This window comes from Pseudomonas sp. Irchel 3A5, assembly GCF_900187575.1.
Classification (GTDB): domain Bacteria; phylum Pseudomonadota; class Gammaproteobacteria; order Pseudomonadales; family Pseudomonadaceae; genus Aquipseudomonas; species Aquipseudomonas folii.
Map to the genome: position 1 here is coordinate 180,488 of NZ_FYDU01000009.1, position 13,062 is coordinate 193,549.

12 protein-coding genes are annotated in these 13,062 nt (G+C 55.5%); 4 read left to right on the forward strand and 8 right to left on the reverse strand.

The window, feature by feature from the left end:
- Positions 1 to 9: 9 nt before the first annotated feature.
- The gene (locus CKW31_RS16925; RefSeq protein ID WP_095097354.1) at positions 10 to 438 is read right to left on the reverse strand and encodes an NUDIX hydrolase; all 429 of its coding nucleotides are present in this window, start codon (positions 436 to 438) and stop codon (positions 10 to 12) included.
- 338 nt (positions 439 to 776) lie between these two features.
- Between CKW31_RS16925 and CKW31_RS16930 the strand changes: the two genes are divergently transcribed.
- Positions 777 to 1,889 (forward strand): endonuclease/exonuclease/phosphatase family protein, encoded by a 1,113-nt coding sequence (locus CKW31_RS16930; protein WP_095097357.1) that lies wholly within the window; start codon positions 777 to 779, stop codon positions 1,887 to 1,889.
- A 42-nt stretch (positions 1,890 to 1,931) separates the two neighbouring features.
- On the opposite strand, the gene CKW31_RS16935 is transcribed toward CKW31_RS16930, so the two are convergent.
- From CKW31_RS16935 to CKW31_RS16960, 6 genes are all read right to left on the reverse strand, one after another.
- Positions 1,932 to 2,564 carry a response regulator transcription factor gene (locus tag CKW31_RS16935; protein WP_095097360.1) on the reverse strand — a complete coding sequence of 211 codons (633 nt, stop codon included), beginning with the start codon at positions 2,562 to 2,564 and terminating at the stop codon, positions 1,932 to 1,934.
- The gene (locus tag CKW31_RS16940; protein WP_095097364.1) at positions 2,557 to 3,627 is read right to left on the reverse strand and encodes a sensor histidine kinase; all 1,071 of its coding nucleotides are present in this window, start codon (positions 3,625 to 3,627) and stop codon (positions 2,557 to 2,559) included. The genes CKW31_RS16935 and CKW31_RS16940 overlap by 8 nt, the downstream gene beginning before the upstream one ends.
- A 73-nt stretch (positions 3,628 to 3,700) precedes the next feature.
- Positions 3,701 to 5,005 carry an AAA-associated domain-containing protein gene (locus CKW31_RS16945; RefSeq protein WP_095097367.1) on the reverse strand — a complete coding sequence of 435 codons (1,305 nt, stop codon included), beginning with the start codon at positions 5,003 to 5,005 and terminating at the stop codon, positions 3,701 to 3,703.
- 10 nt (positions 5,006 to 5,015) lie between these two features.
- Positions 5,016 to 6,680 (reverse strand): ABC transporter permease, encoded by a 1,665-nt coding sequence (locus CKW31_RS16950; protein WP_371856762.1) that lies wholly within the window; start codon positions 6,678 to 6,680, stop codon positions 5,016 to 5,018.
- 519 nt (positions 6,681 to 7,199) lie between these two features.
- Complete coding sequence (locus tag CKW31_RS16955; protein WP_176469903.1) at positions 7,200 to 7,682, reverse strand: hypothetical protein; 483 nt, start codon at positions 7,680 to 7,682, stop codon at positions 7,200 to 7,202.
- A gap of 111 nt (positions 7,683 to 7,793) precedes the next feature.
- Positions 7,794 to 8,675, reverse strand: a complete 882-nt coding sequence (locus CKW31_RS16960; protein WP_095097373.1) for a LysR family transcriptional regulator — start codon at positions 8,673 to 8,675, stop codon at positions 7,794 to 7,796.
- 137 nt (positions 8,676 to 8,812) lie between these two features.
- Here CKW31_RS16960 and CKW31_RS16965 point away from each other — a divergent pair, with 137 nt between their 5' ends.
- Entirely contained in the window at positions 8,813 to 9,913 is a 1,101-nt protein-coding gene (locus CKW31_RS16965) for an NADH:flavin oxidoreductase (protein WP_095097376.1), read from the forward strand.
- 205 nt (positions 9,914 to 10,118) lie between these two features.
- Here the strand turns inward: CKW31_RS16965 and CKW31_RS16970 are convergent, their stop codons facing one another.
- Positions 10,119 to 11,096, reverse strand: coding sequence for a 5'-nucleotidase (locus CKW31_RS16970; RefSeq protein ID WP_095097379.1), 978 nt, complete (start codon positions 11,094 to 11,096; stop codon positions 10,119 to 10,121).
- Positions 11,097 to 11,687: 591 nt separating this feature from the next.
- On the opposite strand from CKW31_RS16970, the gene CKW31_RS16975 reads away from it, so the two are divergent.
- Together CKW31_RS16975 and CKW31_RS30100 are read left to right on the forward strand one after the other, a co-directional pair.
- Complete coding sequence (locus tag CKW31_RS16975; RefSeq protein ID WP_176469904.1) at positions 11,688 to 12,038, forward strand: hypothetical protein; 351 nt, start codon at positions 11,688 to 11,690, stop codon at positions 12,036 to 12,038.
- Between the two features lie 115 nt (positions 12,039 to 12,153).
- The gene (locus tag CKW31_RS30100) at positions 12,154 to 12,903 is read left to right on the forward strand and encodes a hypothetical protein (protein WP_095097382.1); all 750 of its coding nucleotides are present in this window, start codon (positions 12,154 to 12,156) and stop codon (positions 12,901 to 12,903) included.
- Positions 12,904 to 13,062 lie beyond the last annotated feature (159 nt).

Sequence of the window (13,062 nt, forward strand, 5' to 3'; positions counted from 1 at the left end):
ATTTAGAGCTCAGCACGCGAGACGGGCTGAGCTCTTTTCCATATTGGCTGCGCAATGTTTGAGCAAGGCTTTGATTGAGCCACGAACATTACGCTTGCCCAGTTCTTTGGCTTTAAACCAGCGGCAGTCATCAATCTCGTTGGACGCTCGCGGCTTCTGATGCTCTGCGCGCTGAGCCTCAAAGAGGAAATGAACCGCCTTGTCGTCCTGGTATTCCGAAACGTAGGCAAGCTGATCGAAGGTCAATCCGGTCTCTTCTGCCATTTCACGCATGGCAGCCTGCAGCGGTGTCTCGCCCTGCTCGACGCGGCCACCAGGCAGGTTCCATTTGGCGTTGCGCTTGCGAACGAAAAGGATCTCGCCCTGATGCCGGCAGATCACGGTGGCACGTCTTTTCAGGCTTTTATGCCCGGAGGTTGCAGCTTCCGTTGCGCCCATGTGCGTTCCTTCAAACGTTTATCCAAAGCCAATCCGGCAAATGCTCTTCGACGACAGTGCGCCATGCTTGTGTCGATATGATGACCACAGGGCTCGACGGGAAGTTCAGCTTCAGGGCGGGATGCGATGCTCTGAGCTAACCCTCATAATTGTAGGAGCGCACGAGCAATGCGAGGCCGCGATGACGGTGCGTCAGGCAGAACGCTATCGCGGCCTCGCGGTGCTCGTGCGCTCCTACAGGCCCCTTGTGTGCTGAGCGGCATTCATCTCACTGTCACTACGCCGTGCAACGCTGGACGCTATCGGTCCGCCATCGCCCCATTGCTTGAGGTATGCCCATGAGACTCGCCTCCTACAACGTCGAAAACCTGTTCAATCGCGCCAAGGCGATGAACCTTGATGGCTGGGCGGAAGGCAGGCCAACACTGGAGCGCTTCGCGAAACTGAATGCGCTGCTGGGACAGGAAATCTATTCCGTCGCCGACAAGACAGCCATGGTCAAATTGCTGGTTGAGCTAGGTCTCAGCCGCTCCGACCGGGGCCCATTCGTGATGCTTCGGCAAAACCGCGGCAATCTGGTCAAACGCCCTCGCAACGGCGACATGACAATCGTCGCCAATGGCCGTGCGGACTGGACCGGATCGCTTGAACTGATTCAGGCCCCGGTTGACGAAGAAGCCATGCGAAATACCGCCAGGGTGATGATTGACCTCCAGGCAGACGTGCTGGCGGTGGTAGAAGCAGAAAGCAGGCCAGCCCTCCGTGACTTCAATGCCGAAATCATCGGCGGGCTTGGCGGCGATGTGTACAGCCATGTCATGTTGATCGACGGTAACGACGAGCGTGGCATTGATGTCGGCGTCACGACCCGGGCAGGATTCCCCATCGGTCTTATGCGCAGCCACGTTGACGACAGCGTTGACGGAGGCCAGCTGATTTTCTCCAGGGATTGCCCTGAGTTCTACCTGTCCATGCCTTCCGGCGCGCAACTTGTGTTGCTCGTCAATCACCTGAAAAGTAAAGGCTACGGCAGCCTCGCCGACTCGGCGAAAAGACGGCTTGCCCAGGCCTGCAGAGTGAAGGAAATCTACAACTCGCTCATCGAGCAGGGCGAACAATATGTTGCCGTGGTGGGCGACTTTAATGACACCCCCGACAGCGAAGCCTTGAAACCGCTGCTTGAGGATACGACCCTGAAGGATGCATTTACCCACGAGCATTTCAACGACGGCGGCTATCCGGGAACGTACGGCTCGTGCAACGCTTCCAACAAAATCGATTACCTGCTGCTGTCCCCGGAACTGTTCAAAAAAGTCAGTGCTGGCGGGGTTTTCCGCAAGGGCATGTGGCCGGGATCCAGACCTGTACGCTGGGAAACGTACCCCGAGCTGACCCGCAAAGACAACGCCGGCTCTGATCATGCGGCGGTCTGGGTTGATCTGGATATCTAGCCATGAAGAAAACCCGGAGCAGCGCAACGGATACTCGAGGAATCAATTCTCAAGCTTCAAACGTTCCGACATCTTGACCAACGTCGCCAGCGAGTCCGCGCTCATTTTGCGCATCAGCGCACCGCGCCGAACCTTTACGGTTATTTCGCTCAAGCCCAGTCGTGCGGCCACCTGCTTGTTGAGCAGCCCTTGAACCACTAATTCCATGACCTCTCGCTCGCCGTCGGTCAGGCTGGCGTAGCACTGCTTCAACTGATCAATCCGGGCCGCCGCTTCACGGGTTTGCTTGTCCTGACTCAAGCCCTGGCTGATGGCGTCGAGTAGATCCTGCTCGCGGAAAGGCTTGGTCAGAAACTCGATGGCGCCCGCCTTCATGGCTTTTACCGACATGGGAATATCACCATGGCCCGTGATGAAAATCACGGGCAGTGAAATGCACAGGCGCGCCATTTCCCGCTGGAAATCCAGTCCACTCATGCCCGGCATACGCACATCCAGCACCAGACAGCCGGGCACATCGGGCAATGTGGCGTCAATGAATTCGCGAGCGGAGCCGAACGTCATGCATGCCAGACCAACCGACGCCATGAGGTCCTCCAGGGACTCACGCACCGATCGGTCGTCATCGACGATGTAAACCATGTCGGCAGCGATTTCAGTAACAGTTTCAGGCATCGGATTCTCTGGCAATAGCGGGCAGCGTGAAGTGAAAGGTAGCGCCAAACGGCGAGTTGTTCGAGGCCCAGATCCGGCCATCATGGGCTTCGATAATGGAACGGCTGATGGGCAACCCCATTCCCATGCCTTCCGGTCGGGTCGTGTAAAAGGCGTCGAACACACGCTCGCAATCCCGTGGCGACAAACCATTGCCTTGATCGGTAATCGAGAAGCGCAGTTGCTGGGGCGACTCAAGCACTACGTGACAGTCCAGTGTTCGCCGCTCGGAGCTTACCTGGCGCATCGCATCGACCGCATTCATGGCCAGATTGAGGATGACTTGCTGAATCTGCACCTCATCAGCCAGCAGCGGAGGCAAGCCTTCTTCAATCTGCACGTGCAGCGCGATCTCTTGCTCAGCCAACTCACCGGCGATCAACCGGAGCGCCCCCTTGACCGCATCTTCGACGTTCAACCATTGCTTGCTCGGCGCCTGATGCCTCGCAAGGCTGCGCAGCCGGGCGATGATTTCACTGGCGCGATGTGTGTCTTCGATGATGCGCTCCACTGCCTGTCGGGCTTTGGGCAGGTTGGGAGGATCAGCCGCGATCCAGCGCAGGCAAGCGCTGCCGCTGGTCGCGGTGGCAGCCAGGGGCTGGTTCAATTCATGGGCAATCGAGGCGGCAAGCTCACCCAGCACATTGACCCGGGCGACATGCTCAAGGTGCGCACGGGTCTGATGCACTGCGCTAACGGCTGCGGACAGGCGCAACGCCAGCCATGTCGTGCAGCCAATGGCCGCGAGGCTGATCAGCACATTGACCAGCCCCGACTCCATATCGCCAAAACGCGTGAACCGGTAACTCAGAATCGTCAGCACCATACAGACGAGGGATATCCCCGCCACCGCCCGCGCGGGCAGGAACCTGGCGGCGATCAGCACCACGATGACCTGAAAGACCCCAACCGCAATTTCAAGATCGGTGACCGTGTCAATCGCGGCGATGCCCAATGCCAACGCAAACAACAGGACCAAACGAAGCGTTAATCGAGTCCGTTTCACTGGATCACCATCGCGCATCACCCCCAGCAGGATTGCAGACGCAGAGTGTATAGCGGCCGCCGTCGCCTGCTCACTGGAAACTTCAATCCACTCAGGAAGGATTGTCCAGGCTGAACTGATCGGCCACGTCGTCATAGGCGAAAAGCTCGGCGTAGCGCCCCCACTGGGTCACGCAGTCCAGTGTGACGGCCGCATCGATCTGCGACATGAAATCTTCCAGCTCGTCACGGAAGCGTCTGGCCGGTGCCGTGCGCCCAGGACGATCATCCAGCACCCGACGGATATGGCTGACCAGCGGCACATACCTGAGCAGGTGCTGGGCAAACAACTGTTTGCGCTCATCCACGTCCGACTGGGCATAACGTCGCCCGGCTGGCAGAAGCGTGATATCTCCCTCCCGCATTTCGGCAAATCGCATCAGTTGCAGCACTTCGGCCAACGAAAAAAGATCACCCGAGGTGGAGCGCAATGCCGTGGCCAGTTCGCGCAAATCGGCCTGCCCGTCATACGGGGGATTGTCTACTGCCTCGATCAGCCCTGCCAAAGCGTTGGTGGAAGTCAGGGGCAAGACCATGCCGATGCCATTTCCTGCAAACAGACTTTCACGCGGCGAATGAACGGCGCTGCCGCCCGCCATGTGCACGTAAATGCTTTCCACCAGTGCCTGAAAAGCAGGGTCTGCGCGGTTTCGCGGCTGGGCGAGATCGACCTTGACCTCACACATGATCCGCCCCGGATTGGAGGAAAGAATCAGGATGCGATCACACATCAACACCGCTTCTTCGATGTTATGGGTGACCATCAGAATTGACTTGATCGGCATCCGGCCTTCGCTCCAGAGATCGAGCAAGTCAGTGCGCAGTGTTTCGGCGGTCAACACGTCCAAGGCGGAAAACGGCTCATCCATCAGCAGAATATCGGGGTTGACCACCAGTGCACGGGCCAGACCGACTCGCTGGCGCATGCCACCGGACAACTCTTTCGGATAGGCACTCTCAAACCCGTCGAGGCCGATCATATCGATGGCCGCCAACGCCCGCCGACGCCGCTCGGGCGCTGCCACGCTCAATGCCTCAAGGCCGATTTCCACGTTCTGCAGCACAGTCAGCCACGGGAACAAGGCAAAGCTCTGGAACACCATCCGCACCGAGGTGGAAACGCCCGGCGTATTTGCCGGGAATGCTACGACACCGGTGGTGGGCGACACCAGCCCGGCGATGGAGCGCAACAACGTGGACTTCCCCGACCCCGACCGCCCCAGCAGCCCGATGACCTCGCCGTCGTTGAGACGCATGGCGACATCATCCAGCACCACGCGTTTGGTGCCCCCAGCCGTGCCGTAAACATGACCGAGCCCCTGCACGTCCACCAGACAACGTTTTTCGATTACTTCCATTGGAATACCCTCAATCAATTCGAAGCCGACGTTCGGCGAAACGGTACAGCGGACGCCATAGCAGGCTGTTGAAACCGACCACAAATACGGACATCACGACGATGCCCAGCGCCACCCGCTGGAAATCACCCGCCGTCGTGGCCTGGGCAATGAACGACCCCAACCCCGACGCATACAGATGATCGCTGCCCCATGACACCGCCTCGGCGACGATGCTGGCGTTCCAGGAGCCACCCGCAGCCGTCAAAGCGCCGGTCACGTAATAAGGGAAAACACCCGGCAGCACGACTTTGCGCCACCATTGCCAGCCCCGCACCCGGAACACCCGTGACGCTTCGAGCAAGTCGGTCGGCAACGCGCTGGCACCGGCAATCACGTTAAAAAGGATGTACCACTGGGTACCCAGGATCATCAGCGGCGACAGCCATACATCAGGGTTCAGCTTCAAGGTGACAATCGTGACCACGGCGAACGGGAACAGAATGTTTGCCGGGAACGCTGCCAATAATTGCGCGATGGGTTGCAAACGTTCTGCCCAGCGCGGATTCAGGCCGATCCAGACACCAACGGGTACCCAGACAAGACTGGCCAGGACGATAAGCACCGCCACACGCGCCAGAGTGGCGAGCCCCAGACCAAACGCATTGACCACCTCCTCCACACCCAGCGTGCTGCCGATGAAACATGCCAACTGATAGATGCCGGTCATGCACGCAGTAACAATCAGGACTAGCCACGCCAGATCGATGTAACGCTGCCACCGGCTATTGATCGTGAAGCCCATGCGCGCCATTTTCGGTATGCGCATCGCTGGCATCCACTCGCTCACACTGCGCAGCGACGCGAACAACAACGGGACAATTCGTGTGGACCTGAGCAGGTCATAAACCCGGGACCGCGGCCGTTTATGGGAAGCGGTCTGTTCAAATCGAAACTTGTCCGCCCACGCCACGATCGGCCGGAAAAACAACACGTCGTACAGAACGATTACCCCGACCATAGCCAGCACCGCCCAACTAATCGCGGCGATATCCTTCTGCTGAATCGCGAGCGCCAGCCATGAACCGATACCCGGCAAATTGACGGTGCTGTCCCCAACCGTGATGGACTCGGACGCCACGACAAAAAACCAGCCGCCTGACATGGACATCATCATGTTCCACACCAACCCGGGCATCCCGAACGGCAGTTCGACCTTGATGAACCGCTGCCAAGGCGAGAACGAAAACTGCCGACTGACATCGTAAAGGTCGTTAGGCACTGTCCTCAGGGATTGGTAAAAACTGAAGGTCATGTTCCAGACCTGGCTGGTAAAAATGGCAAACACCGCAGCGCATTCCAGCCCCCACTGCCGCCCCGGAAAAAGGCTCATGAAGAACACCACGGTAAACGTCAGGAAACCCAGCACCGGTACCGATTGAAGAATGTCCAGCGCCGGTAAAATAACCATCGCGGCCCTGCGACTTTTGGCGGCCAGCGTGGCGATAACAATGGAAAACACAAAAGACACAAACAACGCGGCAAACATGCGCAATGTGGTACGCAAGGTATACGAGGGCAAGTGCGCCAGATCGAGTGACACAGGCGCAGAATCAAGGACGCTGAGTGGCTGATTCATTTGTCCGGCACTGTAAAAAACAAACAGCGCCAACAAAGCGATCGCGGCGACCAGCATGCCCTCGGCGAGCAAGGATGCAGAGCGGGGTTGAGCCGTGTTGTTTACCGGGCTTCTCAGGGATAAAGGCAGGGAGAAACGCATAAAATAGCCTCTGTCGGGCGTCTCAAACGTAGGCATCCACCTGTCAGGTGAAGCAAACGCATGAAGCACTTCGATCCAATAATCAGTTTTGCTTTACTTGGGTAAAGCATAAGGACTGACGCTGATCGGATCGACAGAAACTAAGGACGTCAAAATATACGTTGGTATATCAGGTACGCGTCTGGGTTATTGAATTATGTGTGCCGTTACTATCCATGAATGACGCAATTGAATGGCGGGTAACATTACTCACACATGGGACTTAAATTCCAGGCTAAGGCCTGATAAGAACATGGCCGGAATTGAAATTTCACAATGGCATCTGGCTGTTACCTTAGAGCCATATCAGCGTTGACTGAATAGCATTTAAAAGAAAAAGCCCTGAAGGGTTCAGGGCTTTGGCCTTCACAGTCTTGGCGCAAGACTAGCGATTGCTTACTGGCTTTTCATTGCCAGCACGGCAGCCTGTTTCGCCTGTGTTGCATCCATGGTGCCGTTTTTTGAGGCTTTATCGAGCGCAGCAGACGCGGCCATCAGACCAGAATTGAGCGACGCCAAAGCTGTTTGCAAGCCGGCCACTTTCGCCTGCCGAGCCTCTGGGCTCATGCTTTTATTAGCCATTGCCGCTTGCAGCTCAGCCATCTTCTCGGCGATCTGCTGCTTCAATTCACGGATCCTGATCAGAGTTTGCTGGACCGAACCGGGCAAGCCACTTTCGGTGATGTCGCTGTTATCGTTTTTAGCCTTGGCTTTGTTCAGACCTGCCGCGGACAGCGAGACCTTTACGCCCACTGGCGCAGCTGCAGACTCTGCAGCATTCGGCTCACCCTGAGTGGCTTCAGTGTCTGCTTTTTTCGTGACGCCTTGCAGTAACGTCAGATCGTTGTTAACAGGCGATTGGGTACTAATAGTGGTCATGGCCATCCTTATCAGAAAAAGCTCTGGAAGGCGTATCGGCAGATGATTACGTATGTTTAGTGATCAGTGTGAGCTGCTGAATAAATACTTCGCGCTTAAGTTATTAGCGCCTCAAGCAGACGGGTCCAGAGCACTTTCAAGAATGTCCAGGAAGGCAGTCACTCGCAGTGGTGTGAAATGCCTTGAGGGGATCGCAGCCCAGACCGATAACGATTCCATGTCGGCGTCCAGAAGGTCAACACGTAAAAGTGAGCCCTCTTCCAACTGCTGACGTACATCCCAGTAGGTCAGCATGGCCAGCCCGAGACCTTGCAGGCATGCCGCTCGAATTGAATCGACGGAGCTTGCCGAAACACTCCCATGCACGCTAAGTAGTCGCACCTGACCATCAACGACGAAGGGCCACTGCGGCATCGCGTGCAATACAAGACATGAATGGCCGACAAGATCCTTCATCACTTTTGGCACACCGTAGCGAGTCAGGTAATCAGGTGATGCGCAGAGCAATCGCGGGTTGTCTGCAAGGCGCCTGGCGATTAATCCGGAATCCCGCATGGGGGCGATTCGGATCGCCAAATCCAGGCCTTGACCCACCACGTCCATCAGGCTGTCAGAAAAGGCCAGGTCGACTCGCGACGCAGGATTTCTGGCAAGAAACGCCGGAATCAGCGGCATTATCACAGCCTGACCGAACACTGATGGCGCAGTCATTCGTAGCGTGCCGCTTGCACCACTTGAAGTGGGTGCCAGCATCGCCCGTGCAGCCTCCTCTGCCTCCAGCATGGTCTGGGCGTAGGGAAGAAATGCTTCGCCCTCGGGTGTCAGTGCAACGGAGCGCGTGGTGCGATGCAGGAGCCGAACACCCAAATCATGCTCCAGTGCCGCCAGACGGCGAGAGACAGACATAGGACTCGTGCCCAACTGCCTGGCAGCGCCGGATAAGCTTCCGCAAGACGCAATGGTTGCGAGGACAGCAATATCAGTTAGTTGCATGGTTATATCACTTATCGTTAAACAGGCTTATCAGCTCCAGACAGTACTCCCGCTGAAGGGTCATCGCTATCCTGTTGCTATCTATCAACAGCCGCTGGCAGTCGTCTACTTTCAGCTATCAGATTCAGGATAACTCGATGACCGATCACAACAACCATGCTTTCTCATCATTCGATATAAACGGCACATTCATCAGAAACCGCTTTGCGCTGGCGCCGATGACTCGCGTCAGTGCAAGTGAAGACGGCACTGTGACGAAAGAGATGGTGCAGTATTACGAACGCTTCGCCCGGGGCGGCTTCGGACTTTTGATGACTGAAGGTCTCTATACAGACCAACGCTATTCTCAAGGCTACCGCTCACAACCCGGCATGAGCGACGACTTTCAGGCGCAGTCGTGGCGGGCGCTTATAACAGCGGCTCACACCCATTCAACACCGGTCTTCGCACAACTCATGCATGCAGGAGCCTTGTCGCAAGCCAACCGGTTCAAGCCCGAAAACATTGCCCCGTCCGCCATCCAGCCCAGCGGCGAGGAAATGGCGTTTTACTATGGAAACGGACCATACAAACAGCCACTGGCAATGACTGATGAGCATATTGCTGACGTAATTGCAGGCTTTACGCAGGCGGCACATCGGGCAATTTCAGTAGCAGGATTTGATGGCTTGGAGATCCACGGCGCGAATGGCTATCTTCTGGACCAGTTTCTGACCGATTACACCAACGTGCGCGGGGACAAGTGGGGCGGCGATCTTAAAAACCGCCTGAGGCTAACGGTTGAAATTCTTAAAGCCGTGAGGCTAAAAGTGGGAGACAACACCCCGGTCGGGGTGCGGATATCGCAAGGCAAGGTCAATAACTTCCTGCACAAATGGGAAGGCCGTGAGGCTGACGCTGAAACCATCTTCGGAACGATCGCCGACTCTGGCGTCGATTTTATCCATGTGACTGAGCATGATGCTTTGGCTCCCGCCTTCGATAATGGCGGACACAGCCTGAGCCGGCTGGCAAAGCGATTCGCACCCGGCATAGCCATTATCACTAATGGAGGTCTGCATGACCCCGCCAGAATTGCACAAGCCCTCGAAGAAGGCGGTGACATGATTGCTATCGGCAAAGCGGCGCTGGCCAATCCTGACCTGCCTGACAAACTTCAAAAAGGCATTGCGCTGGATGAGTTTGACGCCGCCATTCTGGGTCCAATTGCCAACATCAAAGAGGCAGAACTCGCCTGAAAAACATAACCTGCTGGATAAATGGTGGGCCTGTAGGACTGGGTTTAGCCGGGAGCAGGCCAGTACATTCGCCGAGTATCCTTCTCCAGACATGATGCCCTCCCGGCTAAGCCGGTTCTACGGGTAATGTTTCCCGCGCGATCTCTTGTCAAACACAACGCAATCGCCGCAAGTGCCACGCCGTCATAAATCCATCATTTGACGCTCAAACGGTGTGATGTGTGACGGCACCCTCTACAGGCAACTCAACCGGCTTCCGATTGGTAATCCCGAACGGAATATGAACCGACGGTGCCACGGCACTCGCGGACTTCAGGTGCCCGGACTGATCATCGAAGAAGATGTGTGGCTTCAGTACGGCAAGCACTTTGCCCTTCTCGATGCCACCCAGGAAGAACGCGTCGTTGACCATCACGCCCCAGCTTTTCAGGGTGTTCAGCGCGCGCTCGTGTGAAGGTGCGCTTCGGGCAGTGACGATGGAAACCCTGATCCGGTTTTCATAGTCAGGATTGAGCTTTTTGTGCTCCTCCTCAACGGACTGGATCTTCGCCATCCGGACCATGAATTCCTTCAGAGGACCTGGGTTGTGCGGTTCCATGGCGTTTTTCACTTCATGCGCATGGAATTCCACCAGACCGGACGATTGCATGACAGTCTCGGCCTCATCCCCCGCCAGCACCCCATCAAAGTCGAAAGCGATACGCAGGGTCTTGTCGTCTTCATCGTCATCAAACTGCGAATCCAGCACTTGGCCAGCCGGATGCCCGGCCTTGATCGCAGCCTCGACGTCAGCCTTGTTACCTGACAGAAACAGGGCGATGTTCAAAGCCGGAATGTATTCGTACGGCGACCGACCCTGCATGAAAATAGCGCGGGTCATGCCCAGCCCGTAATGCTCGATGGTCTTCATCACCCGCAATCCCGTGTCCGGGTCGTTCCGGGATAACAGCACCACCTCGACCAGTGGATCGGACGGGTCTTCACACAAGTCATTCAGCGATAGCAAACGCTTGATGAAAGGAAAAGCGATCCCCTTGGGCAGCGGATTGTTCAGGTTCTTCTCCTGAAACTTCCGGTACTCCTCCTCACCCTGACTGCGAAACACAGCGTCCGAGTCCAGCAGATCAAATACCGCGCTGGAGGCGACGCCGATGACTAACCGATTGTCCAGCTCGTAAGGCATTAGGGTTCTCTTTGTCAGGCCGTGGGATACACGATGAAGTGCGTCAGGGATGAGTGATTTAAATAAACTTTCGCGTGCCTGCCTTTACGGCAAGCGGTCAGGCAGGTTATAGCTTTTACGCCATGCGCACCTCGTTTAACAATTCTGCGTGACGGTCCAGAACCTTAAGCAACTTTTGGACTTGGCGCCACGACGACATCAGTGATCCGCTCAAAATCGAAACCTGAGGATGGTCCGAAGGACTGACTCCGTAGAAGCCCTGCGGGACGGCTGTGGTACGGCTCTTACGAGCTTTTAGGAGACTTTACTCTTCTCGAATCGGCGTCAAGCGTAGAAAAATATTTCAAAACGAAATATTTTACAGACAGGCTGAAGGCATCAGCGTCGCACCTTTGGCCAGCATTTCTCCGCGGTAGAAGCCTTAGGTACATTCGAAGGATATCTAAATGATCATGGATAAAGCCAAACCGCCACAGCCTAGCCGCTGGTCTCAGGAACCTGGGTATCCCATCTCTTCCTTGCAGAGCCTGAGCTTCCATTGGTGTATAGACTCAACGGGCTATGTGATCTGGCAGCCATCAAGGCGCGCGCATGAATAGATTCTTGACCCCGCCTAGCTCCGCAAGCATGAGCTGCGAACGTAGCCAACCCGGGTTACTTGGTGGAGGTCATCGACCTTTCGCGGGAGAGTCGGCCAGCAGCTTTTACATGCCGCTTCAGAACTTTGCAAGCACTTACGAAACCGACGACTACAGCGCGGCATTGTACATAGTTAACTTGCTGTTATCTAAAGATGAGGAGTATAAAAATTTCGTTATTCAGTTAAGAGGGTATTTAAACACGCTTAAAGAGTCGGTGAACGTCCCGATTGAGGCGCTGAGATCTCTCCAGCAGATGACTGGAAGAATTCCAGACATTGCACCGCAGGAACAATCACGCTAATCGGCATTATTATCGGCGCGGGTGCTGGTTTGCTCACGCAATGGGCGATGGGCGATGGGAAGGTATGAGGGTGACAAGATGATTGGCAGCAAACTAAAAACAATGTTGATAGATAATGATTAATTCTGAAACAATCAAAACAGGCGGCTGGGCAGCCTTTTTCCTGCTAGCCTTGTTCATGGCTTTAGGCAACCTTGCACTGGGCATCCGCTGGTATGCTTACTTTATTTTGACGGCCCCCATGCTTGCATGGACATTGTATGTAATCTACGCATGCGAGAGTTACACGACATATATGCGATCGCTTTTAGCCTCCTGCACTGGGGGGTTTACATTACCTGCGTGCATTATTGCATCCGATTTAGCCGCAGACGCATCGTCCGATTTAAGTCCATACCGCTTTATAGCGGGCTTGGTGCCGGCTGCTATAGTTAGCATCTTTTACATAGTGCTGCTTAATACGAAGCCAACATGCCAGCCTTTCGAATATAAGGGAAACAGAATCCAGACGCGCCAAGATATTAATACACGGCCTTCTACAAATTACAACATCCCTCTTATTGGCGGCTTGACTACTCTTGCAGCGAGTGGCTTCTTGAAAATGGCGGGGATCCTAACAAGCGGATTCTTAGCTATGTTTGTTATGACGGGGGCCAGCATTTTTATACTGGTCCACGGCCGTCATGTCATCCGAGGTTTGCGAACACTCCGTATTCAAGAGCGAAATATGCCCACCCCATATACGTTCATGCAGCTCGACGAAATTCGCGAAGCACGCGGCAAGTGGTGGCTAGGCAGGTTATTCAAATGGGTAGCCTCCCGGCGCAAGCCGTCGGCACCTTTCCAGCCTCCACCAGGCTCTTGACGACCACTGGCTTGCAATGCGGTGTTTTTTCTCTACGAGCAGAAATCAACCTACCAGGTTTAATTGGGCAAGTAGGTTAACGACATTGCTCGCGGGTCAATACATAACTATTTATATGAGCGCATGGTTTTTGCAGTGCCCTATCTGCGTGGCAGCTGA

Bases quoted from the DNA above. Each gene is read 5' to 3' on its own strand.
- CKW31_RS16930 (WP_095097357.1), top strand. From the start codon at position 777: ATGAGACTCGCCTCCTACAACGTCGAAAACCTGTTCAATCGCGCCAAG.
- CKW31_RS16965 (WP_095097376.1), top strand. From the start codon at position 8,813: ATGACCGATCACAACAACCATGCTTTCTCATCATTCGATATAAACGGC.
- CKW31_RS16960 (WP_095097373.1), bottom strand. From the start codon at position 8,675: ATGCAACTAACTGATATTGCTGTCCTCGCAACCATTGCGTCTTGCGGA.
- CKW31_RS16940 (WP_095097364.1), bottom strand. From the start codon at position 3,627: ATGCGCGATGGTGATCCAGTGAAACGGACTCGATTAACGCTTCGTTTG.
- CKW31_RS16975 (WP_176469904.1), top strand. From the start codon at position 11,688: ATGAATAGATTCTTGACCCCGCCTAGCTCCGCAAGCATGAGCTGCGAA.
- CKW31_RS16945 (WP_095097367.1), bottom strand. From the start codon at position 5,005: ATGGAAGTAATCGAAAAACGTTGTCTGGTGGACGTGCAGGGGCTCGGT.
- CKW31_RS16935 (WP_095097360.1), bottom strand. From the start codon at position 2,564: ATGCCTGAAACTGTTACTGAAATCGCTGCCGACATGGTTTACATCGTC.
- CKW31_RS30100 (WP_095097382.1), top strand. From the start codon at position 12,154: ATGATTAATTCTGAAACAATCAAAACAGGCGGCTGGGCAGCCTTTTTC.
- CKW31_RS16970 (WP_095097379.1), bottom strand. From the start codon at position 11,096: ATGCCTTACGAGCTGGACAATCGGTTAGTCATCGGCGTCGCCTCCAGC.
- CKW31_RS16950 (WP_371856762.1), bottom strand. From the start codon at position 6,680: ATGCTGGTCGCCGCGATCGCTTTGTTGGCGCTGTTTGTTTTTTACAGT.
- CKW31_RS16955 (WP_176469903.1), bottom strand. From the start codon at position 7,682: ATGACCACTATTAGTACCCAATCGCCTGTTAACAACGATCTGACGTTA.
- CKW31_RS16925 (WP_095097354.1), bottom strand. From the start codon at position 438: ATGGGCGCAACGGAAGCTGCAACCTCCGGGCATAAAAGCCTGAAAAGA.